The 24,356-nt window shown below is 33.6% G+C and carries 29 protein-coding genes and 1 pseudogene; 5 read left to right on the top strand and 25 right to left on the bottom strand.

The genetic code is table 11. The features are described 5' to 3' along the window. Positions 1-148 precede the first annotated feature (148 nt). From BUB32_RS08260 to BUB32_RS08270, 3 genes are all read right to left on the bottom strand, one after another. Positions 149-469: a hypothetical protein gene (locus BUB32_RS08260; protein ID WP_072968984.1), complete on the bottom strand. Its 321-nt coding sequence runs from the start codon at positions 467-469 to the stop codon at positions 149-151. A gap of 14 nt (positions 470-483) precedes the next feature. Next, positions 484-837 (bottom strand): glycohydrolase toxin TNT-related protein, encoded by a 354-nt coding sequence (locus BUB32_RS08265; RefSeq protein WP_072968985.1) that lies wholly within the window; start codon positions 835-837, stop codon positions 484-486. A 99-nt stretch (positions 838-936) separates the two neighbouring features. Further along, the gene (locus BUB32_RS08270) at positions 937-1,524 is read right to left on the bottom strand and encodes a hypothetical protein (RefSeq protein WP_072968986.1); all 588 of its coding nucleotides are present in this window, start codon (positions 1,522-1,524) and stop codon (positions 937-939) included. 253 nt (positions 1,525-1,777) lie between these two features. Here BUB32_RS08270 and BUB32_RS08275 point away from each other — a divergent pair, with 253 nt between their 5' ends. After that, positions 1,778-2,743, top strand: coding sequence for a helix-turn-helix domain-containing protein (locus BUB32_RS08275; protein ID WP_072968987.1), 966 nt, complete (start codon positions 1,778-1,780; stop codon positions 2,741-2,743). Positions 2,744-3,288: 545 nt separating this feature from the next. Here BUB32_RS08275 and BUB32_RS08280 read toward each other — a convergent pair. From BUB32_RS08280 to BUB32_RS13230, 5 genes are all read right to left on the bottom strand, one after another. Continuing rightward, complete coding sequence (locus BUB32_RS08280; RefSeq protein ID WP_072968988.1) at positions 3,289-3,732, bottom strand: hypothetical protein; 444 nt, start codon at positions 3,730-3,732, stop codon at positions 3,289-3,291. Between the two features lie 615 nt (positions 3,733-4,347). Beyond that, positions 4,348-5,490: a hypothetical protein gene (locus BUB32_RS08285; protein WP_072968989.1), complete on the bottom strand. Its 1,143-nt coding sequence runs from the start codon at positions 5,488-5,490 to the stop codon at positions 4,348-4,350. A 129-nt stretch (positions 5,491-5,619) separates the two neighbouring features. Continuing rightward, entirely contained in the window at positions 5,620-6,465 is an 846-nt protein-coding gene (locus BUB32_RS08290) for an amidase domain-containing protein (RefSeq protein WP_159428533.1), read from the bottom strand. A 162-nt stretch (positions 6,466-6,627) separates the two neighbouring features. Beyond that, positions 6,628-6,798, bottom strand: coding sequence for a hypothetical protein (locus tag BUB32_RS12820; protein WP_159428534.1), 171 nt, complete (start codon positions 6,796-6,798; stop codon positions 6,628-6,630). A gap of 547 nt (positions 6,799-7,345) precedes the next feature. After that, on the bottom strand, positions 7,346-7,480 hold the full coding sequence (locus BUB32_RS13230) for a hypothetical protein (RefSeq protein WP_268807555.1): 135 nt from the start codon (positions 7,478-7,480) through the stop codon (positions 7,346-7,348). A 95-nt stretch (positions 7,481-7,575) separates the two neighbouring features. Here BUB32_RS13230 and BUB32_RS12705 point away from each other — a divergent pair. Then, positions 7,576-7,732: pseudogene (locus tag BUB32_RS12705) on the top strand (helix-turn-helix domain-containing protein); the annotation flags it as partial. Between the two features lie 219 nt (positions 7,733-7,951). Here BUB32_RS12705 and BUB32_RS08300 read toward each other — a convergent pair. Both BUB32_RS08300 and BUB32_RS12825 read right to left on the bottom strand, forming a co-directional pair. Beyond that, the gene (locus tag BUB32_RS08300; protein WP_234949256.1) at positions 7,952-8,554 is read right to left on the bottom strand and encodes a hypothetical protein; all 603 of its coding nucleotides are present in this window, start codon (positions 8,552-8,554) and stop codon (positions 7,952-7,954) included. Between the two features lie 25 nt (positions 8,555-8,579). After that, entirely contained in the window at positions 8,580-8,747 is a 168-nt protein-coding gene (locus tag BUB32_RS12825) for a hypothetical protein (RefSeq protein WP_159428535.1), read from the bottom strand. A gap of 164 nt (positions 8,748-8,911) precedes the next feature. On the opposite strand from BUB32_RS12825, the gene BUB32_RS08305 reads away from it, so the two are divergent. Next, complete coding sequence (locus BUB32_RS08305; RefSeq protein ID WP_268807556.1) at positions 8,912-9,337, top strand: XRE family transcriptional regulator; 426 nt, start codon at positions 8,912-8,914, stop codon at positions 9,335-9,337. Between the two features lie 179 nt (positions 9,338-9,516). On the opposite strand, the gene BUB32_RS12830 is transcribed toward BUB32_RS08305, so the two are convergent. Both BUB32_RS12830 and BUB32_RS08310 read right to left on the bottom strand, forming a co-directional pair. Continuing rightward, positions 9,517-9,666: a hypothetical protein gene (locus BUB32_RS12830; RefSeq protein WP_159428536.1), complete on the bottom strand. Its 150-nt coding sequence runs from the start codon at positions 9,664-9,666 to the stop codon at positions 9,517-9,519. 692 nt (positions 9,667-10,358) lie between these two features. After that, entirely contained in the window at positions 10,359-11,204 is an 846-nt protein-coding gene (locus tag BUB32_RS08310) for a hypothetical protein (RefSeq protein WP_072968991.1), read from the bottom strand. A gap of 340 nt (positions 11,205-11,544) precedes the next feature. On the opposite strand from BUB32_RS08310, the gene BUB32_RS08315 reads away from it, so the two are divergent. Beyond that, positions 11,545-11,763, top strand: a complete 219-nt coding sequence (locus tag BUB32_RS08315; protein ID WP_234949258.1) for a hypothetical protein — start codon at positions 11,545-11,547, stop codon at positions 11,761-11,763. A 96-nt stretch (positions 11,764-11,859) separates the two neighbouring features. Here the strand turns inward: BUB32_RS08315 and BUB32_RS08320 are convergent, their stop codons facing one another. The 11 genes from BUB32_RS08320 to mscS all read right to left on the bottom strand — a co-directional run bounded on the left by BUB32_RS08320 (position 11,860) and on the right by mscS (position 19,845). Next, positions 11,860-12,537 carry a Crp/Fnr family transcriptional regulator gene (locus BUB32_RS08320; RefSeq protein ID WP_072968992.1) on the bottom strand — a complete coding sequence of 226 codons (678 nt, stop codon included), beginning with the start codon at positions 12,535-12,537 and terminating at the stop codon, positions 11,860-11,862. A gap of 36 nt (positions 12,538-12,573) precedes the next feature. After that, a complete protein-coding gene (dnaB, locus tag BUB32_RS08325; protein ID WP_072968993.1) occupies positions 12,574-13,902 on the bottom strand; it encodes a replicative DNA helicase in 1,329 nt (442 codons plus the stop codon). A 21-nt stretch (positions 13,903-13,923) separates the two neighbouring features. Next, positions 13,924-14,367 carry a 50S ribosomal protein L9 gene (gene rplI, locus BUB32_RS08330; protein ID WP_072968994.1) on the bottom strand — a complete coding sequence of 148 codons (444 nt, stop codon included), beginning with the start codon at positions 14,365-14,367 and terminating at the stop codon, positions 13,924-13,926. Then, positions 14,364-16,331, bottom strand: a complete 1,968-nt coding sequence (locus tag BUB32_RS08335) for a DHH family phosphoesterase (protein ID WP_072968995.1) — start codon at positions 16,329-16,331, stop codon at positions 14,364-14,366. The genes rplI and BUB32_RS08335 overlap by 4 nt, the downstream gene beginning before the upstream one ends. Positions 16,332-16,349: 18 nt before the next feature. Next, positions 16,350-17,258, bottom strand: coding sequence for a YybS family protein (locus BUB32_RS08340; RefSeq protein WP_072968996.1), 909 nt, complete (start codon positions 17,256-17,258; stop codon positions 16,350-16,352). Between the two features lie 4 nt (positions 17,259-17,262). Further along, positions 17,263-17,571: a MazG-like family protein gene (locus BUB32_RS08345; protein ID WP_072968997.1), complete on the bottom strand. Its 309-nt coding sequence runs from the start codon at positions 17,569-17,571 to the stop codon at positions 17,263-17,265. 80 nt (positions 17,572-17,651) lie between these two features. Continuing rightward, the gene (gene rpsR / locus BUB32_RS08350; RefSeq protein WP_072968998.1) at positions 17,652-17,918 is read right to left on the bottom strand and encodes a 30S ribosomal protein S18; all 267 of its coding nucleotides are present in this window, start codon (positions 17,916-17,918) and stop codon (positions 17,652-17,654) included. A gap of 15 nt (positions 17,919-17,933) precedes the next feature. Beyond that, on the bottom strand, positions 17,934-18,386 hold the full coding sequence (locus tag BUB32_RS08355; RefSeq protein ID WP_042834399.1) for a single-stranded DNA-binding protein: 453 nt from the start codon (positions 18,384-18,386) through the stop codon (positions 17,934-17,936). Positions 18,387-18,417: 31 nt separating this feature from the next. Next, positions 18,418-18,705: a 30S ribosomal protein S6 gene (gene rpsF / locus BUB32_RS08360; protein ID WP_042834398.1), complete on the bottom strand. Its 288-nt coding sequence runs from the start codon at positions 18,703-18,705 to the stop codon at positions 18,418-18,420. 67 nt (positions 18,706-18,772) lie between these two features. Beyond that, the gene (locus tag BUB32_RS08365) at positions 18,773-18,979 is read right to left on the bottom strand and encodes a DUF951 domain-containing protein (protein WP_042834397.1); all 207 of its coding nucleotides are present in this window, start codon (positions 18,977-18,979) and stop codon (positions 18,773-18,775) included. A gap of 14 nt (positions 18,980-18,993) precedes the next feature. Next, positions 18,994-19,845 (bottom strand): small-conductance mechanosensitive channel MscS, encoded by an 852-nt coding sequence (gene mscS, locus BUB32_RS08370; protein ID WP_072968999.1) that lies wholly within the window; start codon positions 19,843-19,845, stop codon positions 18,994-18,996. A gap of 149 nt (positions 19,846-19,994) precedes the next feature. Between mscS and yyaC the strand changes: the two genes are divergently transcribed. Then, complete coding sequence (yyaC, locus tag BUB32_RS08375; protein ID WP_072969000.1) at positions 19,995-20,552, top strand: spore protease YyaC; 558 nt, start codon at positions 19,995-19,997, stop codon at positions 20,550-20,552. A 306-nt stretch (positions 20,553-20,858) separates the two neighbouring features. On the opposite strand, the gene cphA is transcribed toward yyaC, so the two are convergent. Together cphA and BUB32_RS08390 are read right to left on the bottom strand one after the other, a co-directional pair. Next, positions 20,859-23,489 (bottom strand): cyanophycin synthetase, encoded by a 2,631-nt coding sequence (gene cphA / locus BUB32_RS08385; RefSeq protein ID WP_072969001.1) that lies wholly within the window; start codon positions 23,487-23,489, stop codon positions 20,859-20,861. After that, complete coding sequence (locus BUB32_RS08390; protein WP_072969002.1) at positions 23,486-24,307, bottom strand: cyanophycinase; 822 nt, start codon at positions 24,305-24,307, stop codon at positions 23,486-23,488. The genes cphA and BUB32_RS08390 overlap by 4 nt, the downstream gene beginning before the upstream one ends. Positions 24,308-24,356: the final 49 nt, after the last annotated feature.

Genomic DNA, 24,356 nt, shown 5'->3' on the forward strand with positions numbered 1-24,356 from the left:
TCTTACCTTCCAATGCCTCAAATGGTTTTACTACTTTAATATACGTTATATGGTTTTGTAATTTTATATTCTGGCGGCAAAGACCTCATCTCAAAGGGTGTACCTGCTGATGCTGCAAAATATTTAATCCGTACTACACAGAAAAATTTTATTCTTTTAGTTTCCTGTGATATATATCCGCTATTTCTTTCAGGTTCTCCTCCAATGAAGGTTCAACTTCCCAATCTTCGTGAGTAAAATACCATCCATATCTAACCCATCTCTCTCCTTTCGGTGGCAGTTTATTCTCTATTGCCATTTTCCTTATTTCCTCCAATTCCTCTTTTATTGCTTCCAATTGGTCTATTTCTCCGTACCCAGGTATCCCTTGCTTTCTATTCTCAAGTTCTTTATTTACTTTTGGCAACACTGCATCTATCTCTTCTATTAAATCTGAAATTTCATATCTTATTTTTCTCTTTAAAACCATTATATTCCCCTCATCTATTTCAGTATTTTAGGATCTGGTATGAATATCTGAGGAGCTCCACCAGGTTTACCCCAATGAGGTGCAACTGTTCCCTTTAATACTTTTGTACCTTTAGGAATTATCCATTGCTGTATATTCTCTGGTTTATTACCTGGCGGTAAAGCTAATTGATTTATAGGATCTTTTAAAAGTTCTATTGTTAACCACTTTCCTCTTGGATTAGAATTACCATCATAATATATATAAACTACTACGTCTTTATTTAATTCTATCACTTCTGCGCCTGGATTAAATGCTTCTATTATATCACGCCTATCTTTTTGACTGTTTATTCCATTCTCTTTTAAAAAACTTGTTACGTCCTTCAACTCTTTAAATGTTGTTTTTTCAGTAGTTTGTGTCGTTACTTCTTTTACTGCTGTTAATGTAGTTTTTCCCGGACAAAGGGGACAGTTCTCTTTGTCCGTTTATTCAATTTTCTTTACACTAGCTAAAATATGCCATATTTCATTTTTGTTCTTATTATAAAATTGTTTGTCGACTTGGGCATGAGCTTCCAAACGCCAGCCAGACTCAAATCTTGGTGGGTTATCTTTGTCATAATAAAGAACTACTGTTTTTACTTTGTTTTCAACTATTCCAGAGTATACTTCCCCTCTTTTCACATTTCCAACCACGAGTTGACTTTTTTGAAAACCCTGTTTTCCCCACTCATTCTCTCGGCTTTTATCTACAGGCACACCTCCTACAATCCCAACTATTGTTATCTTATTTTCTTTATCCCCCTCTTTGTACAATTCTACTCCCCAATCTGGAGAAGCTTCCTTTTCTGAAGTTGCTTCCCATGCGGGTAATTTTTCTACAACCCATCCCTTTGGGTATTTAAAACTAAATGAGCCTTCCGTATCTCCAGCTTTTTTCATGTAATCATACTCTAGATAATTATCATAATTATATGAATAATTTTCAGGAATTGTACCTATCTTCTCCGAGCAAGCCACAAAAAGAAAGAAAATCAATAAGGATAATGAAATAAAATATAATTTTCTCTTCATTTTTCTTCCTCCTAGATTATTTTTTTATTTATTCTAACTCGAGAAACAAACTATACGGTAAAATCGGGTCATCCATGTATGTGATTATATTTTCTATGTTAAAAAAATGAAGTTCTCTACTGGCAATTTTTAGTGTTTATATTCTTCTTCATTCCATCTTCACCTGCTCTTTACATTTCCTTCTTCTAACTATATAATAGACAATAACCAACATAATTTCAAGCCGATTTGAATCGGCATGAGGTGTTAAAAAATGGATGGTTTCTACTATGATTTAGAAGCATTTGGTGAAGAACTTAAAAATATCCGCAAATCTCTGGGGCTTTCCCAAAGCGATGTTGCTGAACAAACTTTCATCAGCAGGGATACACTTAGAAAAATTGAAAACGGGAAAGTCATACCCAAACAGGAAACTTTAGATATTTTGTCCCATCTCTATAAGAAAGATTTAAATGAGTTGCTCCTAAAACACAGATTAAAAGACTTTTCTACTTTCCTTGACATAAAATGCTCTCTCGAAAAGAAACTTGAAAGCGGAGATTTTGAAAGTTTGAGAGATGATATTGATAGGTTAAAGAAATTGCTTGAAAAAGGTGATATGAGCCTATATTACTCTAAGTTATTAAATCAATTTTTACTAACTGCTGAGTCTGTCTTTGAAAAAACAATCAATGAAAATTATGAAAAAGCTATGGAAAAGCTTCAAAAAGCGATGGAATTTACTATTCCCAACTTTTCTCTTTCTAATTACACTGATTTCGTCTACAGCGATATGGAAATTAGAATTTTAATGAATATGGCTTTGATTATCAAAAAAACAGAAGGTGTACAAAAAAGCCTTGAAATGCTTTTGTTCTGTTTGGAAAATTTATCGCCAGAGGAATGGGAAACAAAAATAAAAATATATTACAATATATCCTATAACTATCATATCCTTTCTCTTGCTGAAGAATCTTTACATTATGCAAATCTCGGAATAGAAACCTGTGTAAAAAACAACACCTTAAGTGGTCTGGGACTTCTGTATTTTAGAAAAGCAATTGCAGAGTACAATCTCGGCAGAGAAGAATACAAAGACTCTTTATCTAAATCCATACATTTCCTCGAAATAACTGGTCAGGAGAAACTTATAAAGACGATTATGGAATCCTGCAGGAAGTTTTATAATTTAGAAATTTCTAAGGAAAACCATATGCTTGTAATAAAAAGTCATGAATAAAATGAAATTTTTCTCTATCATTTTTACATCTGACATTTAAATTTTCAATTATTCTATCTCACCCATTGAATCGATGAGATAGTGTCTTCTATTAAAAGACAACGCAAAAAGCTCTCCATTTTCTGGAGAACTCTTGTTTTCGAACAAAAGGAACCGTCCCCAGCGTCTGGGCATGACATTGCTACATGATCCCATACTCCATAATTACACTTCATATGTTTACAGCAGTATGGAGATTATCAGTACTATGCCGTAATCCGACTTCCTGCTAACCTTCCGATATCCCTTGTATTTTACACTTGTTTATCGTACTCTTTCTGGGGGTTGCAAGACCTCCTGAGTTCCCTATGCGTTAATATTGTATAATATGTCAAGGCCTATGACCCCGAGAAAGCATTGCTATTCCGTTGCTGGCTAGGCTTTACCGGGCAGGATTTCCACCTGTTCTAACGCATGAGCTTCTCTAAGCGCACGGAACCGTCCCTCTTGTCCTTTTTGGCTCTCTCTGATGTACGATAATTCACTTTAAACTTTCATTAGACTTTTTAAAAATACCTGTTTTTATAGAAATTTATATTTTTTAGCAATTTTGTAACTGCATAGCTTATCAAATAATAAGGCAGTATTACAAGTATAACTCCTCCTAATATAGTGTAAATAATTACTATAAACCATTCTACAATCGGATAAATCACAAACACTTTGCCCAATGCTTGAAAAGACGAATTACCATATTTAAAAATACATCCTATGAATCCAATAGTCCATATAGATAAATCTAATCCAACAGCATACGGTAAAAGAAGAAGCTTAAGCAGCCATACTAAATTGTCGGCTTTAATTATATCAACTACAGCAATAAAAGGTTTAGAATCCATTAAATAATTTCCTATAGAAAATTGTCCCCTTCTTCCAGCGACTTCGATAAGCCCAAAAGATATTAATCCCCATAGCAAACCTATTAAAAATATTATTTTCTTATACTTCAACCTTCATCTCTCCCTTCTTTAAAAAGATTAGGGCCTTTCAGAGCCTCAAAAGCCTTAAAAATTCATGGGTTCCGCTATATATTTTCAACTGAATTTCGCTGTTTTTGGTCGTCAAATTTTTATATAGAGGATTAGACTTCAAAACAAAACGAAGGAAACTTTTTGAAAATCAAAACTCAGCAATTATCACTTGCAGATATTTATGATAATGTCAAATCCTTCTTTAAAAACCTCTGCTGATTTCTCAAGGTTCAGCTATACATCACTCATGGATTGTCATTTCAGAGCCTTCTTTCCTTACTTTTCCTTGAGACCCCCTTAGGTAAGAACGATAACTTTCCTCCCATATACCCGCCACTTTTAATGCTCGGTGCTAAAGCAGTGTTGGATTTCGTTTTGATGTGCAAACTCGTTCACTCCAAGTCAACCTCATATGTATCCTCTCTGTTGGTCCTCTTTTTTTCCGCTACTAAATATTTTTGTACTGTAGGTTTACATTTTAGCATACACAGACAAAGGGGACGGTTCCTCCTGTCCGAAAAAACCAGACAAAAGGAACCGTCCCCTTTGTCTGATATTTATCTCGACGTTTGTATATTTTTTAAGGTCTTCAATTCATATGCTGTCTGTACCACTTGTATTTGGAAAAATGATATCCTTACCTCCACCAAAACCACTGCTTCTGGGTATGTCATATGTCCCCACTACCTTATTTTCCTGGCCTATTAGCTCTATCCCTTTCGCTGTCCTGTGCAAAAGCCCCATCATTTCACGGTCTTTTAAAGCAAAAACATAGAGTTCCGGAGGCTCAGTAGGCTTTACTATTTGAATGCCTAAAAATAAAATATTTTCATAACTCCCTAAAATTTCTATGTTAACCGGTATGGCTGATTTTACTCCATCTGAAATATATTTCTGATACTCTATCATTTCACTCACTGGTTTGAGTTCCATACTATCAATATTCACTTCAGCAGGCACCGTAAGAGTAGGTATGAAGAAGCTTTTCTCAATAGAAGTTGTATTATCTGGTAAAGGTGGTAATGCCGGTGATAATTCTAGATCTTCTGGAATTTTTACTTCCTTCCATTCCACCCCTTTTGTATCAAGGTCATACTTTAATATAAAAAGTTTTGAATAAATTTTTCCCTCACCCGGTATAAAACAGGAATACAGGGTAAGCACTTCACTTCCATTTTTAATAATTCCTGCTATAGTACCTGTTTCTTCTGTACTGTATTCTTTCCCATCCTCTCCTTTAAAAAAGTATGGAGGAATGACCATTTCCATCTCCTTATTTTTATTATTCTCATTGAAGATCAGACTGTACTTGCCATTCCTTTTGCTGACTAGTTTTACACCTTTCCCCCAGATCGTTTTCTCTTGCACAGGGACTTCTACTTTTTCGACATTCCCTTGATAATCTTGAGAGACTTGTACATATGATGGAACAACTAAATAGTCTTTTCCATCCCATGAAATGGGGGATTTTTTGTAAATTTTACTTGGTATATCTTTCTTTGGAATGGTATACAGAATTTTTGATTCATCTTTTATTTTCTTATGTTCAAGGTCCCAATAATAAAGCTTTGCTTTTACTCCATCATCATTCTCCTCAAGAATTGCAAAAGGAGCCTCATTCAATTTTACTTTCTCTTTTCTCTCTTCAGTGGAACAGCCACAGTTCATTATAAAAGTTAATACAAAGATTATAAATACAGACAAAACTCGTTTAAATTTTTGCTTTTTTTCTTTCATTCTTTCAACTCCTTGTCTTTTAAAATCTAAGTTTGTTTTGAATAATTCAAAACTTTTTTAGAAACGGGTCTTTCTTTCACTGTCTACTTTATTAGAGAAAGCCCGTCTTTAATTTATACATTTAATAACTTATTCCCAAAGCACGTAATATTCCCATGTCGTATTTTTCCCATACGGATATTTCAAACGATCATTAGTATGGGCGCTAAATAGCCTTTCAACTGTATCGTTTTTTACAATCATCATTACATGCGAATCTGAGATCACAATAACACCACCTGCTGCTGCACTTTCCCACGTTGATATCTTCCAATATCCTTTTTGATTAAGCATATAATTCTTTAAACCAGGAACATATGTCCATGCCCAATTATTACTGCTATCTTTTAATCTCTCCCATTTACCCGGATCAATAGGTATGCCACCGGCATTTAGCGCTTGAGAAACATAATCTGCACAATCATTATGACAGAAGCAGTCATAGTATGGCCATTTAGCATTATTCCATTTAGTAATATCCTGTAGTGCAATATTATGGGGACAATAAGTGGTTGCATTTGAAGTCCAGGTATTCGCATAATCTCTTGCTTTGAGACTATCATAATAAGGATATAAAGCTGCTACTGTAAAAGTTCCTTCTTCAATTAATTTACTCTCCATTTCTTTATATCCTGCATTTTCATATTCTGCAGGGGATTTTGGAATTAATTCTTCTGCCGGTACAAACGTATTCATCTGTTCTGCATATAACTTTATCGCATTTTCTTCAATATTATTTCCTCTAAGTTCTGCCTCAAATTTTAATATCATATACGATTCATCAGAAACTCCAATATATCCTTTAAGTTCCGCGTATTTATCATCTAATATCTTCACTCCCCTCTGTGCTTTTTCCTTTGTAAGTTCGCCACTATTAGCACCCAGTACTTTATTGATTTTAAACTCTTTTTGAAGTTGATCATCATAATCAGACATATTAACCTTTTTTAACATTCCTTTAATGTATGGTAATTCACTAACTTTCTGTGCTTTCAATACTTTAGTAACACATACTTTAGCAATTCCTTCAATTTTATCTCCAGACTTTTTAAAATCAACAATTTCAACATCTACATTATTTACGTGATAATAATAGGACTAATTATTTACAATCCATTGCTTAAGAAAATTTGCTATTTCCCCCTGATATTTGAAGTCATTTTCTCCTGCCTTAACAACATTACTTTTAATCCCAACACTGTAGATAATAAAAGCTACCACTAAAAGCCACACAATACGTCTTAGCAAAATTTGTCTTACCGTTGACATATTATTTTACTCTCCTTTAAATTTTTAATACATGGTTTTCTTTGCCTATATTATTTCGTTTTAACAAAGTTATCTTCCTCTCCTATATTTTTTTCATATCACCTCACTCTCTCGTATAATATGATTGTAATCCACATTAAAAATTTAATAATAAACACACAAATTAAATCCTTAAAAACCATTTTTACCCTGGTAAAACAATCTCATAATTAAATTTCTCATTTTTATTTAAATGGTCCTTTGTCTCTGATAAACTTAAAAGAGGTAATTTGAACTCACCTTTTTCTCGATATTAGTAAAATATTTAACAAACAAAATTATTTTTAATTATTTAAAATCCAATCTCATACAGATTATCTATCTATTCCAATGGAATTACAGGAGTGTAGTTCTATTGCATCTTCCTCTTTATTCCCATTAGATAATCTATTTTCTTCATATCCACACACCAATATTTTGTAATAAATCAATCGTGTTTTAAAAATGCATTTTCTAAGATTTTCATATCACTACCTTCACAAAAATAAATTTTTCTTATATAACAGCATCACCTCCCAGGAATTACAGAATGCCATCTTATTAAATCTTCTTCTCCTAATGGTGTAATTGTACCTGTGCTCAAACACAATAAAGATATTGACATAACAAACACTAGAAAAATAGGCATTAATTTCTTTTTCATTTCCTCTCCCCTTTACATATCTTTTCCTTAACTATATAATATATGGTAAAGTAAATAATTTCAACCCGATTTGAATCGGGGTGTGGTGCTAAAAAATGGATGGATTCTATTACGATTTAGAAGCATTTGGAGGAGATAGTTAAAAATATTCGCAAATCTCTGGGACTTTCCCAAAGTGACGTTTCTAAATATGGTTTTATTAACAGAGATACTTTAAGAAAAATTGAAAATGGTAAAGTGTTCCCTAAACAGTAAACTTCAGATCTTTTGAACTGCTCACGGTGTTTGATTATGCACCTAAAAACATTTTTAGCTTGTCTTCTACGTTTGTTATACCGCTAATTCAGATAAAAGGGAGGGTTCCCTTTGTCCGAATTTAAATTGTTCAGATGAGAGGAACCGTCACGGCGTTTGTTTTAATACCTACTTCTTCATAATCTAACAAAATTAAGAACTCTTTTGTGTTGAATATTAATAATCATCCAATTTTGTTGATAAACTTTTTAAGTCCTCCGTAATCATTTTCAAAGCAAAAGGAACCGGTCCTATATTCATATAGGCAATATTACCTATTTCCCTCCAGTTGCTTTGTGTTTCTATAAATCTCCTAAGATAACCATCGCCAACATTAAACCAGCTCTTATAAAAAATCTCGATAACTAGTCTTATATTTAAAAAGGCCTTCCCCTCTTTTTCATATTGAACAAGTTTTTTATCAATCTCCTCAAATTCTTTCACACTATCATTCCAGCTTCTAATTATGCTTTCTGCAGAAACATCATTAGCTTTTAAGTCTCCATAATGTATTATATCTGGGTATTCCATCCAATCTTTTGAAAGTGTCGCAAATATATAGGAAAGTTGGTATTTAACAAGAGCCAATGAATAAAAATTATTTTTTTCTAATTTTTTTGCAGTGTCATAATTTCCTATTTTCGTTTTTATACTGTTTGCAATTCCTGGCTCATCATTATTTTTGTGAATATTACAACCTGGCAGTATTAATATTAAAATAAAAAAAATGCTTATAAGAGAAAAATATCTCTTATATGAGTCCGGAAAATTCTTCACCATAAATTTCATCCCCCGTTACTGTTTTTTATTGACCAATTTTAAAATCTCCTACAAGCCATATATTTATATCCCCTTCTTTTATCCATGATATACTCATAGCCCTTATCTCATCAGACTTTTGTGCGTTAAGTTCTTTTGCATATTGAGTAAGAGGTATATGCTTGATATTTTCTTGCTTATGAAACCGCTGCATCAATTGTAATACCTATAAAAGGTATAGGAATTGAAAATGTTCCAACAGCTCTTGTATGTGGGTTTACACCTTAGCACACAGATAAAGGGGACAGTTCCTCCACTCTGAAAAAATCAGACAAAAGGAACCGTCCCCTTTGTCTGACTGCCTTTGTCTATAATAGCATAGAAATTAGAATTTTAATGAACATAGCCTTTATATTAGAAAAACAAGAAACTGTAGAAAAATCCATAGAAATTCTCTTTTTTTGTCTGTCCCAATTAGAGCCGGAAGATATAAAGGAGAAGATAAAGCTTTATTATAACCTTTCATATTCTTATCATTTGCTTTCAAACCATGAAAAAGCACTGTATTATGCTGATTTGGGCATAAAAACCTGCATAGAAGCTGGAATTTTAGATGGCTTGAGCCTTTTATACTTCAGAAAAGGAATTGCAGAATATCACCTTAAAAGAGAAAATTATAAAGATTCTCTTATAAAGGCAATGCATTTGTTTGAAATATTTGGGCAGGAAAAATTGAAAACAATGGCTATAGAAAATTGTAAGAAATTTTATAATATAGATATATCTATAGAGAGTTCTTGCTGATATTACACGTGGTTCTTTTTGTTCGAATTTTAAGAATGAACCAATTTGAAAAGCTTTCTGGTGAAAAGGGATTTTTTAAATTAATTACCGAAAATTTGGACTTTAACATAAATAATCCAAATAAAGTGGACGGTTCTCACCGTCTGAATTCAAGAAAACCGTCCCCACTGTTTGACATTTTAGTTTTCATTATCTTTTCGTTTTAATAATTCTTTAATTTCCTGCAGTTCTTTTTTTATTTCAATTGTATTACTCCAAGACTTGTATACGGACACTAGAAGAAAAACTAATATAGAAATAGACAATACTATTAAGTCGATCCCAGTCAATAAAATCCCTCCTAACCCATGGAAAATTAATATTTTATACAAAAATTTTTTGCATATACTACAGTAAATTTTAACATCGTTAGTTCCTTAAATAAATATTTATATTTACTTATAAACTTAATTCCGGATGCATAGATAATTATTAACTTTTCTCGGTTTCCAATAACGTAACTCTATTATTTTTAATTAAACACCTCAAATAAGTAAGTAAAGAATTTAGACATAGATTTTTTCTCCTTTAAAAATTCAATTATATGTTTGCTTTTTAGGCAAAACTCCTATTCTGTGTCTTTATTGAATAATATTGTAGAAGTTTAATTACAAAGTCTTCTAACCTTATCATTAAATATAGTAGTTTTACAGGTGCCCACAATTATTTTCTGTAAATCGGAAGAATTTTTGTAACTTTCTTGTTTTCATTTTACCATAAACAATCTATAATTTAAAGAGAATATGCTATTTCTACTGTTTAGTTAATATATTGTTACAGAATATGGCACATCAGAATTTATTTTTGTGTCGTAATATCTGTTTAGAGCATCATAAAACTTAAATTCCGCTGAAACATAACCTGTACAGACATACGTTCCGCTTCCGGATATGGGCGCTAAATACATCTCTACAGCTGTTGGATTTGTGCTTGAATCTGGACCATCATAAAAAGATATAACAGGATCTGTTGGTACAATATACTAAGATACTCCTGTAGAAGTATGATCTTCTGTTATTCTTGCAACCGCTGTATTAATTGTAATACCTATAAAAGGTATAGGAATCGAAAAACTTCCAATAAGTTTGGAATGTGGATTTACATCTTGAATCCATAATCCTTCACCACCATTTCTAGGAGGACTACCCCATATTTTTATATGTGATACTGATACCCAACTTTCTGTATAGAGGTTTTGTCTTACTCTAATCTGATATGGTTGCGAAGGGTTATTTCTCGACACAGATGATGGTCCATAAACCTGTATGTGTATACCATTAGCAGTTCTATCTACAAGTTTTCCTATACCTAATATAGAAACATTTTCAGGATTTTCAGGATGACTTGAGTTACTGTATCTATTTATTTTATCTCTTATCAGATCTAATGAAGGTATATCTTTACCTGCTAAAAAATTGTACACCCTGATAGAGTTCCCGTTATTATAATCTATGCTCCCTGCTATTCTATCCAGATTTTTGTCTATGGCTATTGCCACATCCATATCTCCCTCTTTTGTATGGGCTATTCCAATTCCAGTGTAATCTTTAAATTCGCCAGATGACAATTTCTGGGGTCTTAAATTGTTAAATTTCAGCAGTATACTATCTGTAGATGTTATTAAAACCGCTTTTCCCGATAAGCTCCCATTCTTTATATCGCTTTCTATTATCTTTACCGTTATATCTTCTATTTTATTGCCATCTATTGAATATGAATACCCAGTCATATTATATTTTTCTTTGTGGTAACTTTGAGCTAGGACCAATCTGGGGAATATTAAGCATATTACAAGTAAAGAAATCAATAAATAATTTGTTTTCTTCATATCCACACACCTCACCTTAATATTTTGTAATAAATCAGTCGTGTTTTAAAAATTCATTTTCCTAAGATTCTCTTATCACCACTTCCACAATAATTTATGAACTTGTCTTATAACAACATCACCTCCCAGATATTACAAAATACTATCTTGTTAAATCTTCTTACCCTAATGGCGCAATTATACCTACATTAAAATATAATAAGGGATATTGAAGTAACAGATGTTAGGAAGATAAGCATTAATTCCTTTTTTGTTTACACCGCCACTTTACATATCTTTTCCTTAACTATATAATATATGGTAAATTAAATAATTTCAACCCGATTTGAATCGGGATGGGGTGTTAAACCATGAAAAAGCACTGTGCTATGCTGATTTGGGCGTAAAAACCTGCATAGAGGCTGGAATTTTAGATGGCTTGAGCCTTTTATACTTCAGAAAAGGAATTGCAAAATATCACCTTAAAAGAGAAATTTACAAAGATTCTCTTATAAAAGCAATGCATTTATTTGAAATATTTAGGCAGGAAAAATTAAAAGAAATGGTTATAAAAAATTGAATCAGCATAGAGTGTTAAAAAATAGATATGTAACACAAAGCAAGAATCAAAAATAATTTTTAGACTTTTTAGTCAATTCAAAGGATAAAAATATCACTACAGCATCTCTTTAAGCTTTTCTATATCTCTAATTATTATTTTCTGCCTGTCAAGATGTATTATCCCCTCTTTGTCCATTTGACTTAAAATTCTTGTGACGTTTTCTCTCGATGTGCCGACTATGTTGGCAAGGTCTTGCCTATTGAGATTTAAATCTAATAAAATTCCTTCTTTTGCGTTTATTCCTCTCTCTTTTGCAAAAGTGAGAAGTACAGAAGCCGTTCTGCCAATGGAATCTCTTAAAGCAAGATTTTCTATTATGACAGCTACATTTTTTAGCCTTTTTGCCATAAGTTTAATAATGCTTAAGGCTATTTCGCTATTTTTTAGTATCAAGTTTTCTATGTCTTGATTTTTAAGCATAATCACTTCGGAGTCCTCTATAGCCTCTGCCGTTGCAGGATATTCTCCACCGACAAAAAGAATAGACTCAGCAAATACGTCTCCTTTTTCCATTATTTTAATAATGTACTCTTTTCCAATAGAAGATGTTTTTGATATTTTAACTTTACCAGATTTTACAAAATACATAGCTTCTCCCTTTTCCCCCTCCATGAAAATAATAGACCCTTTTTTAAAAAAGTTGATAGTTGAAATTCTATGTATCTCTTCAAGGGATTTGTCCTCCAGCTCATTAAAATAAGGAACTTTTTTAAGGTAATCAAAATCAGCCATAATGACTTTCATCCCTTCTTAGAAGTAAAGTAAAGATTATTCCGTTCTATATTTATCAAGACTTGCAAATTTTGTATACTGTGCGAGCCATAAAAGTTCCACTGTCCCTGTGGGCCCATTTCTGTGTTTTGCAATTATAACTTCTGCTATGTTTTTCTTTTCAGAATCTTTATGATAGTAATCATCTCTGTACAAAAACATTACTATGTCAGCGTCCTGCTCTATTGCTCCAGATTCCCTCAAATCGCTTAAAATAGGTCTGTGATCTGACCTGGACTCAGGTGCGCGTGAAAGCTGGGATAAGGTAATTACTGGGACGTTTAATTCTCTAGCCAGGCTTTTTAATGACCTCGATATTTCTGAAATTTCTTGTTGCCGGTTTTCTGCCTTTCCTCTCCCTTGCATAAGTTGCAGATAATCTATCATCACCAGACCTAATCCTTTTTCCAGTTTGAGGCGCCTGCACTTCGCTCTTATGTCCATTACTCCAATCCCGGGAGTGTCGTCAATGTAAATAGGAGCTTTAGAAAGAGGAGTCATCGCAGCCGCCAATTTCATCCAGTCGTCTTCATCAAGATTTCCTGTCCTAAGCTTTTGGCTATCTATATTGGCAGTAGAACAGATAAGCCTGTTTACCAGTTGCTCTTTTGACATCTCCAGGCTAAATATGGCAACAGGAAGGCCTGTCAAAAGAGCTGCATTTTGAGCGATATTTAAAGCAAAAGAAGTTTTTCCCATTGAAGGCCTTGCTGCGACTAAAATAAAGTCAGAGGGCTGAAAGCCAGCAGTTTTTAAGTCAAGGTCAGGAAAGCCAGAGGGAATTCCCGTAAGCTGTCCTTTGTTTTTGTAAAGTTCCTCTATTTTATAAAATGTATTCATCAACACATCTTTTATAGGTGAAAAATTAGTAGTGTTTCTCCCTTGAGCTATATCAAATATTTTTTGTTCTGCTATGTCAAGAACAGTTTCTACGTCATCCCCTTGATAACTTAACTCCATAATCTCTGAAGAGGCCTCAATGAGCCTTCTCAATGTGGCTTTTTCTTTTATAAGTTTTGCGTAGTAAGATACATTAGCAGTGGTGATGACATTGGAAGACAGGCTTGCTATATAATCAATTCCGCCAACAGCCTCTAACATATTGCGCTTTCTAAGTTCATCAACTACTGTCACAAGGTCAACGGGGATGTCTTTTTCAAACATCTCTATCATTACATCGAATAATTTTTTGTGGGATTCTTTATAAAAGTCGTCGGCTTTTATTATTTCAGAAACGTCTATTATAGCATCCCTAGATAAAAGCATTGACCCTAAGACGGATTGTTCAGCTTCTATGTTTTGGGGAGGGATTTTGCTCCACTCCATCCTTATTCCCCCTTGCTTTAATTACTCTGCCACAACATCTACCTTCACTTTTGCTGTAACTCCTTGATAAAGTTTTATGTCTACATAATAGGTACCTGTAGTCTTTACAGTCTCGTCAAAAGATATTTTCTTTTTATCAATGTCAAAGCCTTTCTCCTTTAAAGCCTCTTCTACATCTTTCGAAGTTACAGAACCAAAGAGTTTGCCATTTTCTCCTGCTTTTACTTTTAAAACCAGGCTAATATTTGAAAGGTCTTGAGCTAATTTTTTTGCTTCTTCTAATTCTTGCTGTCTCTTTTTCTCTTCTGCCTTTTTCTTTTCATTAAGCACTTTTATGTTGGACTCTGTAGCCTCTATGGCAAGTCCTCTTGGAAGGAGATAATTTCTCCCATATCCATCGCTGACATTTATGATTTCTCCTGCTTTTCCCACATTTTTAACATCTTTTACTAATATGACTTTCATCTGTCTTCACCTTCCTCTTCAAAATATTCTTTAATAGCATTTTTTAAGTCTTGCAGTACTTCATCTATAGGCTTTTTGACCTGAGCTCCTGCAACAGTTAAGTGTCCTCCTCCACCAAGCTTTTCAAGGATAACTTGAACATTTATGTCTCCAAGAGAGCGTCCGCTAATGGCTACATCTTCTTCTCTTTTTAAAATAACGAAAGAAGCTTGTACTCCCTTTATTGTAAGGAGCTCATCAGCAGCCTGGGCTATGATGAGATTGTTGGCATTTGGAGGGCTAACTGCTATTGCAATGCCGTTATCCAGTATCTCGGCATTTTTCACTATTGAAGCTTTTATTATGTAAGAATCTAAGTCATTTTGGAAAAGCTGCTTAACAGAGGTTGTATCTGCACCTTTTCTTCTCAAAAAGGAGGCTGCTTCAAAAGTCCTGGAACCTGTTCTGAAAGTGAAATTTTTTGTATCCACTGATATTCCTGCCATTAAAGCCTCAGCTTCTATAGGTTTTATGTCAATCTTGTCTACTATATATTGCAGAATTTCTGTAACTAATTCGCTAGCAGAAGAAGCATAAGGCTCTAAATAGACAAGCAAGGCTTTGTCAATAAACTCTTTCCCTCTTCTATGGTGGTCTATAACAACTATTCTGTCTATAATATCTACAATTTCGGGATAAGTAAGATAACTGGGTCTATGGGTATCAACAACTATTAAAAGGCTGTTTTGGTCCACCATGTTTTTAACTTCACTGCTTTTTATAAATAAATCTTCATAGCCTTTTGTATTTTGTATTTTCTTTACCAATTCATCTATTGCTACATTAGATTTATCTAATATTATATAGGCTTTTTTGCCTAAAGACATGCTGGCTCTATACATGCCAATTGCAGCACCTAATGAATCAAAGTCCATAAAGTTGTGACCCATTATGAAAATGGTAGAGGATTCTTTTATGAGCTCTTTTATAGCGTGGGCAATTACTCTCGCCTTTACTTTTGTCCTCTTTTCAACAGCTTGTGTTCTTCCTCCATAAAACGAAGTTTTATCTCCTCTTTTTATTACTGCTTGGTCTCCTCCTCGCCCTAATGCTAAGTCTAAGGCGCTAGAGGCATATTCATTTAAGGCTAAAAAGTCATTGGCATCTGCTCCAATTCCTATGCTTAAAGTTAAAGGGATTTTTATCTCTTCTCCAATTTCTCTCACTTTATCCAATATTTCAAATTTATTTTCTTCTAAGCTTTTTAATCCTTCCTCTTTAAATACGACAAAGTATTTATCATCATCATATTTTTTCATAAAAGCTTTTATTGAGGAAGCCCATTCTGAAAGTTTTTTTTCTATTTCTGAAGAAATCACCGCTTTTTTAATATCTTCTATTGCCATCATCGCTTCTTCGTAGTTGTCAATTATTATATGCCCTACCACCGGTCTATCGAAAGCTAAAGATTTCTTAAGCTGAATGTATTCAGTGTTATCAAGGAATAAAAGAGTACAGCTTAGGTCCTTCCCTTTTTTTCTTTTTGCTTGAGAATCTACTTTTAACACGGAATAGTTCCGGCCATTGAACTCTATTTGGTTTTTTTTGTCATCTATTTTGTTTCCAGCATATTTTTTTATCAATTTCTTTATCTCTTCATCTTCATTAAAGACCTGAGAATAGCTTAAGTTATACCACAGGATTTCTCCGTTATCATTTAAAATAACGGCGGGAATTGGCATTTTTGCTAAAACACTTTTTGATGCCTTGTCAACATTGAAAAATATATTTTCTATATATTTATCCAATTCTAATCGCTTTTTCTTTACGCCATAGTATTCACTTAAAAGCACATAAAGAAAGATGATTAATGAAACAGAAGCAATTATCTCATTGTAGTAAAACATTAAAGCTATTAATAGAGCTGATAGCAAAATATTTATCACATTGACAGAAGAAATTATTTTATAAAATTTCTTATCCACAAAAACACCTCTCGTTTTCTAACTCATGTATTTTCTTAAATCCATGCTGGTATCCACAATGCCTATCACGGTAAGTAGCCAAGAGGTAAGAGGAAAAAGAAATAAAAATACAAGGATTATGTTAGCAACCAATGATTTCATCTTTAATCTATGGATTAAATAATATTTTACTACCGCCAAACCTCCTAACGTAAAACCTAGAGAAAGTAATACTATTATATTAGTAGTTATTGCTTCAGGTTGCTTTATAAAATATTGATATAGCAGCGCTCCAATAAAAATCCACCCTGTGATATAAGGCATTTTCCATTCTGCAAAAGGAGGAAGTGCATCTACGTAAACTCTTTGAGTTTTTAAGACTTTGTATATAATTACATAATTGATTAAAATGACAGCCACAACTGTAATTATTATAGATGCAGGTAAAGTCACCTTTAGCATTTCTTCAATCATTAATAAATTGCTTTTTATGGCCGAAAAGTTTGAATGACCCTGATAAATAGATAATACCTCTTTTGTGCTCATATTAATTGCCTTAAAAAACTGATCAAGCACATTTATTTTGAAGGCCGCTTTTATTAAATACAATACTATAACTATCCCAAAGATCGACACAATAGAAGTATCAATAAGTATCTCACTAGCTTTCCGTTTTTTCGATATTAAATAACCCATAACAAGTCCTTGAAAGGCAAAAAATAAACTTATAAAAGCTGTACCTATGTCTGTAAAAATTACATTTACAATAAATACAGCAAAAGATGATGCAATAGCATAAGATTCAGAACTTCTTATACAAGTTATAGCAATGGGAACTGGTATCAAAAAAAATAGCACAAGTAGGGGGGGAATATACACTCCTATTAATGTCATTACTACAGCCATTGCCGTCATCATTGCCGCATTGGTAAGTTTTCGTAAATCCATTAAATCACTCCCGTTTTCTACCCTTTATGTATCTTTGTAGCTCAGAAAAATTATATTCTCCTTCAAAGTTTTTATCAATAATTTGAAGTTTGAGTTTTTTTTGAAGCGCTTCATCTATTTCTTCAAAGTCATAACCTAATTTCTCTCCTAATAAGTAGGTAAAAATTAAAATATCACAAAGATTGTCTATTAATATTTCTCCATCTTCATCTTCGTTAAAAGCTTTAAAGAGAGAATATACTTTTCCTAAAAGGTTTATTTTTAAATTTTCAATGCTCATAATATTTTTGGCAATCTCAAGATTATTTTTCATACTTTTATTCCACCTTTATTTTTGACAGCTTTTTTAAATAGTAAACTAAAAGAGGGCATCGCCCTCTTATTATTATATCATTATTCTACTGTATATGGTAGTAGTGCAATCTGTCTTGCTCTTTTAATAGCTTTTGTAAGTTGCCTTTGATGCCTTGCACAGTTTCCTGTAATTCTTCTCGGCAGGATTTTTCCTCTTTCTGTGATGTATTTGCGGAGTCTTGCTACATCTTTGTAATCAATTTTGTCTATATTATCTGTGCAAAAAGCACAAACGCGCTTTTTCGCTTTTCTGCCCCTTTTTTTAGCAGCTGCGTTATCTTTCGCTGTTGTATTAGCTGTTGTCATCCTTCAACCTCCTTTTTAAAAAGGTAAATCATCTTCACTCTCTATAGGTGTAAAACCCTCAAATTCTTCCGGTATATCTTCAAATACACTGTCAAAGTCTTCATCGAAATCTTTATTTTCTTCAGCATTGCCACTGCTGCCAAAACCAGATTTCGGCTCTAAAAATCTCACGTCATCTGCTACTACTTCAGTAACCCAATGCCGATTGCCGCTATTATCATCCCATGTTCGGGTTTGAATGCTTCCAGTTACCGCTATTAACCTGCCTTTTTTTAAATTGTTAGCGCAAATTTCTGCCAGTTTTCTCCAAGTTACGATGGGTATAAAATCTGTAGGCCTTTCTCCGTTTTGACTGACATAATTCCTGTTAACCGCTAATGTAAATGTAGTAACAGGAACCATGTTAGCACTATACCTCATCACAGGGTCTTTTGTAAGACGGCCTATTAAAATAACTTTATTTAACATTTTTAACCCACCTTTTTATATTAATAAACGATCATTCGTCAGTTCTTATTATTAAATATCTCAAAACGCCATCTGTGATCTTATAAACTCTCTCCAATTCCTGAGAAACCCTTGAGTCGCTGTTAAAGTTCATCAGTACATAATATCCCTCAGGCTTTTTGTCAATGGGATAGGCTAATTTTCTCTTACCCCATTCATCAAAATTGGTTATTTCTCCACCATTTTCAATGATGAGGTTTTTAAATCTTTCTATTAAGCCTTTTCTTTCCTCTTCGCTTAAATCTGGAGAGAGAATGTACATTGTCTCATATGACCTCATCTTTTCACCTCCTTTTGGACTAAACGGCCCTGAAAAGGGCAAGGCGGCAATCCATATCCATATTTTATCATTGTCCCGAGGGATTTTCAACTGTTTTTAAAATTTTTTTGATGCCCTTTTCAAATTTAGCTCGCGGCATCAAAACCATTCTTCCGCATTTTAAGCATTTTATGCGAATATCCATGCCTACTCTTAAAATTTCCCATTCGTCAGAACCACAAGGATGCTTTTTTTTCATCTTTACAATATCTCCTACATGGAGTTCTTTTGGCAAAGCAATCACCTCGATTAATTCTTATTTGTCAAGATAATATTAGTGCGGGGATAAGGAAAAGAAATATTTTTTTCATCAAACATTTTTTTCACTCTGTATCTTATATCCCTTTCTACTGCCCATTTTTGCATAGGCTGTGTTTTCGCATATAGCGTTATTAAAAGTTTTGAATCTTGCATATCTGTTATCCCTAGTATTGAAGGACCTTCTATTAAATCATCTCTTGAATTTTTTATATCATCACATATTTGTTGTAATCCATCAATGATTTTATCTACATCCTCTTCCAAGGGAAATCCTATGTTGACAACAGCCATCATACTATCCTTTGTGAGGTTAGATACCATTTTTATTTCACCATTTGGTATTATGTGTAGCCCATCTGAAAAACCCCTTATTTTCGTGATTCTAAGTCCAATTTCTTCTACAGTTCCAGATATGCCATTTATTGTAACATAGTCTCCTACAGAAAATTGGTCTTCAAATATTATAAAAAACCCTGAAATAACATCTTTAACTAGATTTTGAGCACCAAAACCTATAGCCAAACTGCCAATTCCGGCAACTGCCAATATCGATGTCATTTCTATGTTGAAAATTTTTAGTATTGAAGCAGCTGCTATGAAATAAATTACATATCTCAATATATTTTTGGTAAGGGATATTAAAGTACCTATCTTTCTTTCAGGAAGCTGTATTTTTGCTTTTCTATGCAATTTGTAAAACCTTGATATAAGCATGTCCCCTATTTTTATACCTATAAAAGTTATAACCAAAATTTTTATGATATCAAAAGTTACTTTTAATATTCTTATATCGTAAAGACTTAAAAATTTCTGGTATAGTTGAACTATTGCCTCCATCATATCACCCGCTTTATTTCCTTTATATTTTATATATTACACAAGTAAGAAGGGTTTTTCAATAATTAAAACCGGAAATTACCTGTATTTAATTTTACATAGTTGACAAAAATATATTTGTAAGACTTATCAATTCAAGAAAGGAGAAGCATATGGAGTTAATAAATATTGAAGACAAAAATGCTGTAGGGCATTTTTATAAATTTTTCTTTAACTACTTAACAGAACTATATGATTATCAAAAAGATATAGTTTTGCTGTGTATAGGGACTGATAGGTCCACAGGGGATAGCTTAGGGCCTTTAATTGGTCATAAACTAAAACCTCTTCTTAAAGGAAAAGCCCATGTATTTGGTACTTTAGAAGAACCACTACATGCAAAAAACATACATCAGGTTTTAAAGTACATAAATTTAAATTATGGACGTCCTTTTATGATAGCGATAGACGCTTGTTTGGGATCTTTAAACCACGTAGGTCACATTTCTGTTGGAAAAGGACCTATAAAGCCTGGAGCAGGAGTTTCAAAAGACCTGCCTCCTGTAGGAGATATGTTTGTTACAGGAATTGTCAATATCTCTGGTTTTATGGAATACATGGTGCTTCAAAATACAAGACTTAGAACTGTAATGAAAATGGCAGATATAATTTCTATTGGGATATTTAAATCAATAAATGAAATATATGAACAAAATAAGATAAGGGCTTAAACTCAAGCCCTTCAGTTCGTTGACAAAGTAAAAAAATATTCAAAAGGAGATATTTTGTATCGTCGCTCCGATGTTCCAAAGCAACAAAACTAAAACTCGACCTTCAGGTTCCGGCAGGGTACCGGGCACAATCGGCATCCATGCCTTAAGGTGCCCGCCTCCGCCATCCCCGCCTCCGCCATCCTTGGCTTCGGCCCTGCCTCCACCCTCGGTCTTGTTAAGTTTTGTTGCCGCTTTGTCACAAGTCACTCCTTATACAAAATATCTCCTTTACGAAAGTTTGTCTACAGTCTGAAGGGCTTAAACTCAAGCCCTTTCTAATTTTATTTCAATGTTTTTCAAATCTTTGTTTTTGATAAACTCCTCTATCACCTCTATAATTGGCTGATATTTTTCATAAAAGACTACTATTAAATCTCCTGCTTCAGCATTGTACATAGCCGCCCTTAATGCTTCTGTCTCTTTTAAAATAGTCTTTATTTTTTTCCTATCTATACCCCCTTTTATTGCACCTTGTTCTAATAATTTAGCTACTTCTCCCGGTTTTCTACCTCTTAAATCTAAATCTTCTTTTACATATATAAAGTCAAATCCTTGACCACAAATTTCTCCTACTTTTAATATGCTGGAATTTATTCTATCTCCTGGAACTCCAATCACACCGATAAGCCTGTTTGCATCAAGTTTTTGTGCTGCTTCTATTACACTTTTTATTCCCGCTATGTTGTGGCCATAATCTACTAATACGCGGAAATTGCCCACATTAAATAAGTTAAACCTCCCAGGATTGTGTGTAGTGTCACAGTAAAATGTCTTTATGCCTTTTGCAATGATATTTACAGGCACTTTTACTCCATAAGAAGCAGCGATAGCTGCAAGAGCATTTTCCACGTTGTACAAAACTTTCCCTGACAAAGCTGCAGGAATCTCCTCTATCTTTACAACAGGAATTATTTGCCCATTCGCTATAACGATGACACCATCTTTAACATATACTGCGATTCCACCTTTTTCTATATGTTTTTTTACAGTGAGGTTATTATCGTACATTGAAAAATATATTATTTTCCCTTTTGCCCTTTGGGCCAAATAAGGGGTCATCGGGTCATCAGCATTTAAAACACTATAACCATCTTCCTTTACCGCTTCCACCACTAAAGCCTTAACAAAAGCCAGGTCTTCTAAAGTCTCTATCCCATCACTTCCAAGATGGTCTTCTGAAATATTGGTTATTACCCCTACATCTGCCAAATCGTAACCTAAACCTTCCCTTATAATACCTCCCCTTGCGGTTTCTAACACTGCAGCATCTATGTTTTTATCAGCAAGACAAGTTCTTGCACTTTTAGGACCAGTATTGTCACCTTTGTAGACACAGGTGTCATCGATATAAATGCCGTCAGTACAAGTCATTCCTACAATATAGCCATAGGTTTTTAAAATATGAGCTGTCATCCTGGTGACTGTAGTTTTCCCGTTTGTACCCGTAATAGATATAATAGGTATGGTAGCTTTGCTTCCTTTAGGGAAAAGCATATCTACAATGGCTTTTGCTACATTTCTAGGTTTACCTTTGCTAGGATAATGGTGCATCCTTATGCCCGGAGATGCATTTATTTCAATTATTGCTCCATTTTCTTTAGTTAGAGGCTTTTTTATGTCCTCCATTGTAATGTCTATACCAGCTATATCAAGACCAATGGCTTTTGCCGCTCTTACAGCAATTTCTATGTTATATGGGTGAATGTCATCTGTTTTGTCTATTGCAATTCCTCCTGTACTTAAGTTTGCACTTTCCCTTAAAAACACTTTTTGCCCTTTTTTAGGGATCTTTTCTAGATCAAATCCTTGTTTTTTAAGGGTCATTTTAGAAATCGTATCTATTGTGAGTTTGGTAAGGGGTTTTTCATGGCCTTTTCCTCTTAAAGGATTTTTATTTTCTATTTCTACTAATTCTTCAATAGTATGAATTCCATCTCCTACCACATGGGCAGGAATTTTTTCAGCTACCGCTACTACTTTTTCACCTACAACTAATACTCTGTAATGTTTTCCCTTTATATGTTTTTCTACAATAACAAGGTCACTGTAAGCTTTGGCGTTTCTATAGGCTATACTTACTTCTTCTTTATTGGTTATTTTTAAATGAACTCCTTTGCCTTGATTTCCGTTGTAAGGTTTTATAGCGACAGGATATCCAATTTCTTCTGCAATAGCAATCGCTTCTTCTTCATTGTAAGCAACATCTCCTTCCGGCACAGGAAATCCATGGTCTCTTAAGATCTGCTTTGTCAAGATTTTATCTGATGCTATGTCTACAGCAATGCAACTAGTATTTTGTGAAATTGTGCCTTCAATCATTTTTTGATATTTCCCATAACCTAACCGCAAAATACTTCCATTTCCCACCCTTGTAACCGGGATTCCCCCTTTTAAAGCTTCATTTTTTATAGCCATTGTGCTAGGCCCTAGTTCTATCTCAGCAATTATATTGCGTATTCTTTCTAGCCTTTCTTCTAAATCAAAGTCTTCCCCCTGTATAAATTTATTTACCATTTCAACCGCTAATTTCCCAACTCTTATGCCACACTCTTCTAATCCATATTCATAAATTATATAATACAAATCTCCTTCTATATTTCTCGCTCTTCCAAATTTTACATCATATCCTAATATATTTTGTAGTTCCAAAATTATATGCTCTGTCACATGGGGTAAATAGGTGCCTTCCTCCAATCTTTTTAGAAATCCCCCTTCATATCCGTAAGAACAACTATGTTTTGATAAGTTAGGAAGCCGTTTTATCAATCTCTCATTAAAGTTGGGTATATCTTTTGTAGGAATATCCAATCTCTCTATATCTACTACCATTTTTATTACAGGTCTATGGCTGTATATATTTCTCCCTCGATATACCCTTATATCTTTAATAATCATACCTTATCCTCCTTGAGCTTGACTTTGGGTATCCATTTTTCTAAATCATAACCATAACCGGATGGCAATATGTGAAGTATAACATTGGTGAGGGCTAAAATTTCATTAGGACTTGATTCAGAAACATTAGAGTGTTTTAGCTTTCTTCCCTCCACTACTGTAACAGCATTTGACCCTATTACCCTAAATTCATTTTCTTCTACAACTATGGCAGTATCTTCATCAATACCTATTCCGAGATTGTTTGGGTTTTGAGCAATTGCTGCAAGAAGCCTTCCAATGCGCCCTCTTTGTGCAAAATGTTGATCAATTATTACCTCTTTTAATAAACCTAATCCAGGAGCCATTTTGATAGTGCATTTCCTGGGAGAATCTTCATCATTTCCCTCCACAATCATAGTTTGGGACATCACCGAAGCCCCTGCACTCGTACCCACAATCAAAGTTCCTTCTTTGTGCAATTGTTTTAACAATTTATCTATGCCACTTCCTCCCAAAATACTGGTTATCCTCAATTGGTCACCACCTGTAAAAAAAACGCAACTGCAATCTTCAAGTATATTTCTTGCATAGTTTATTTCTTTGTCTTCTCTTGAATTTATATTTACAACTTTTACATCATTTGCCCCTAATTTTTTAAAAATAGAAATATACATATTGCCCACTTCCACAGGTTTTTCTGTGGCTGTTGTCATTACAACTATTCTACTCTCTCTTCCCCCCGCTAAACCCACAACTTCTTGCAATATTTCACATTTGTTCTCTTTGTCTTCTGCTCCTCCTATGATAACCAACTTTCCTTTTACTTTCTCCGCCATTTATCCGCCTCCAAAAAATAATAAACTCTCAGGTTTCATAATTTATTAT

It is taken from the genome of Thermoanaerobacter uzonensis DSM 18761, from assembly GCF_900129115.1.
In the GTDB taxonomy this organism is placed as follows: domain Bacteria; phylum Bacillota; class Thermoanaerobacteria; order Thermoanaerobacterales; family Thermoanaerobacteraceae; genus Thermoanaerobacter; species Thermoanaerobacter uzonensis.

What these genes read in the sequence shown, in the direction of transcription:
- rplI (WP_072968994.1), bottom strand. Translation starts at nt 14,367, where the DNA reads ATGAAAGTCATATTAGTAAAAGATGTTAAAAATGTGGGAAAAGCAGGA.
- mscS (WP_072968999.1), bottom strand. Translation starts at nt 19,845, where the DNA reads ATGATGGAGGCAATAGTTCAACTATACCAGAAATTTTTAAGTCTTTAC.
- BUB32_RS08275 (WP_072968987.1), top strand. Translation starts at nt 1,778, where the DNA reads ATGGATGGTTTCTACTATGATTTAGAAGCATTTGGTGAAGAACTTAAA.
- BUB32_RS08355 (WP_042834399.1), bottom strand. Translation starts at nt 18,386, where the DNA reads ATGTTAAATAAAGTTATTTTAATAGGCCGTCTTACAAAAGACCCTGTG.
- BUB32_RS08320 (WP_072968992.1), bottom strand. Translation starts at nt 12,537, where the DNA reads ATGGCTGATTTTGATTACCTTAAAAAAGTTCCTTATTTTAATGAGCTG.
- cphA (WP_072969001.1), bottom strand. Translation starts at nt 23,489, where the DNA reads ATGATTATTAAAGATATAAGGGTATATCGAGGGAGAAATATATACAGC.
- BUB32_RS12820 (WP_159428534.1), bottom strand. Translation starts at nt 6,798, where the DNA reads ATGTCAACGGTAAGACAAATTTTGCTAAGACGTATTGTGTGGCTTTTA.
- BUB32_RS12825 (WP_159428535.1), bottom strand. Translation starts at nt 8,747, where the DNA reads ATGCAGCGGTTTCATAAGCAAGAAAATATCAAGCATATACCTCTTACT.
- yyaC (WP_072969000.1), top strand. Translation starts at nt 19,995, where the DNA reads ATGGAGTTAATAAATATTGAAGACAAAAATGCTGTAGGGCATTTTTAT.
- BUB32_RS08310 (WP_072968991.1), bottom strand. Translation starts at nt 11,204, where the DNA reads ATGAAGAAAACAAATTATTTATTGATTTCTTTACTTGTAATATGCTTA.
- BUB32_RS13230 (WP_268807555.1), bottom strand. Translation starts at nt 7,480, where the DNA reads ATGAAAAAGAAATTAATGCCTATTTTTCTAGTGTTTGTTATGTCAATA.
- dnaB (WP_072968993.1), bottom strand. Translation starts at nt 13,902, where the DNA reads ATGGAGTGGAGCAAAATCCCTCCCCAAAACATAGAAGCTGAACAATCC.
- BUB32_RS08300 (WP_234949256.1), bottom strand. Translation starts at nt 8,554, where the DNA reads ATGGTGAAGAATTTTCCGGACTCATATAAGAGATATTTTTCTCTTATA.
- BUB32_RS08285 (WP_072968989.1), bottom strand. Translation starts at nt 5,490, where the DNA reads ATGAAAGAAAAAAAGCAAAAATTTAAACGAGTTTTGTCTGTATTTATA.
- rpsR (WP_072968998.1), bottom strand. Translation starts at nt 17,918, where the DNA reads ATGACAACAGCTAATACAACAGCGAAAGATAACGCAGCTGCTAAAAAA.
- BUB32_RS08345 (WP_072968997.1), bottom strand. Translation starts at nt 17,571, where the DNA reads ATGAAAAATAATCTTGAGATTGCCAAAAATATTATGAGCATTGAAAAT.
- BUB32_RS08340 (WP_072968996.1), bottom strand. Translation starts at nt 17,258, where the DNA reads ATGGATTTACGAAAACTTACCAATGCGGCAATGATGACGGCAATGGCT.
- BUB32_RS08290 (WP_159428533.1), bottom strand. Translation starts at nt 6,465, where the DNA reads ATGTCTGATTATGATGATCAACTTCAAAAAGAGTTTAAAATCAATAAA.
- BUB32_RS08260 (WP_072968984.1), bottom strand. Translation starts at nt 469, where the DNA reads ATGGTTTTAAAGAGAAAAATAAGATATGAAATTTCAGATTTAATAGAA.
- BUB32_RS08270 (WP_072968986.1), bottom strand. Translation starts at nt 1,524, where the DNA reads ATGAAGAGAAAATTATATTTTATTTCATTATCCTTATTGATTTTCTTT.
- rpsF (WP_042834398.1), bottom strand. Translation starts at nt 18,705, where the DNA reads ATGAGGTCATATGAGACAATGTACATTCTCTCTCCAGATTTAAGCGAA.
- BUB32_RS08390 (WP_072969002.1), bottom strand. Translation starts at nt 24,307, where the DNA reads ATGGCGGAGAAAGTAAAAGGAAAGTTGGTTATCATAGGAGGAGCAGAA.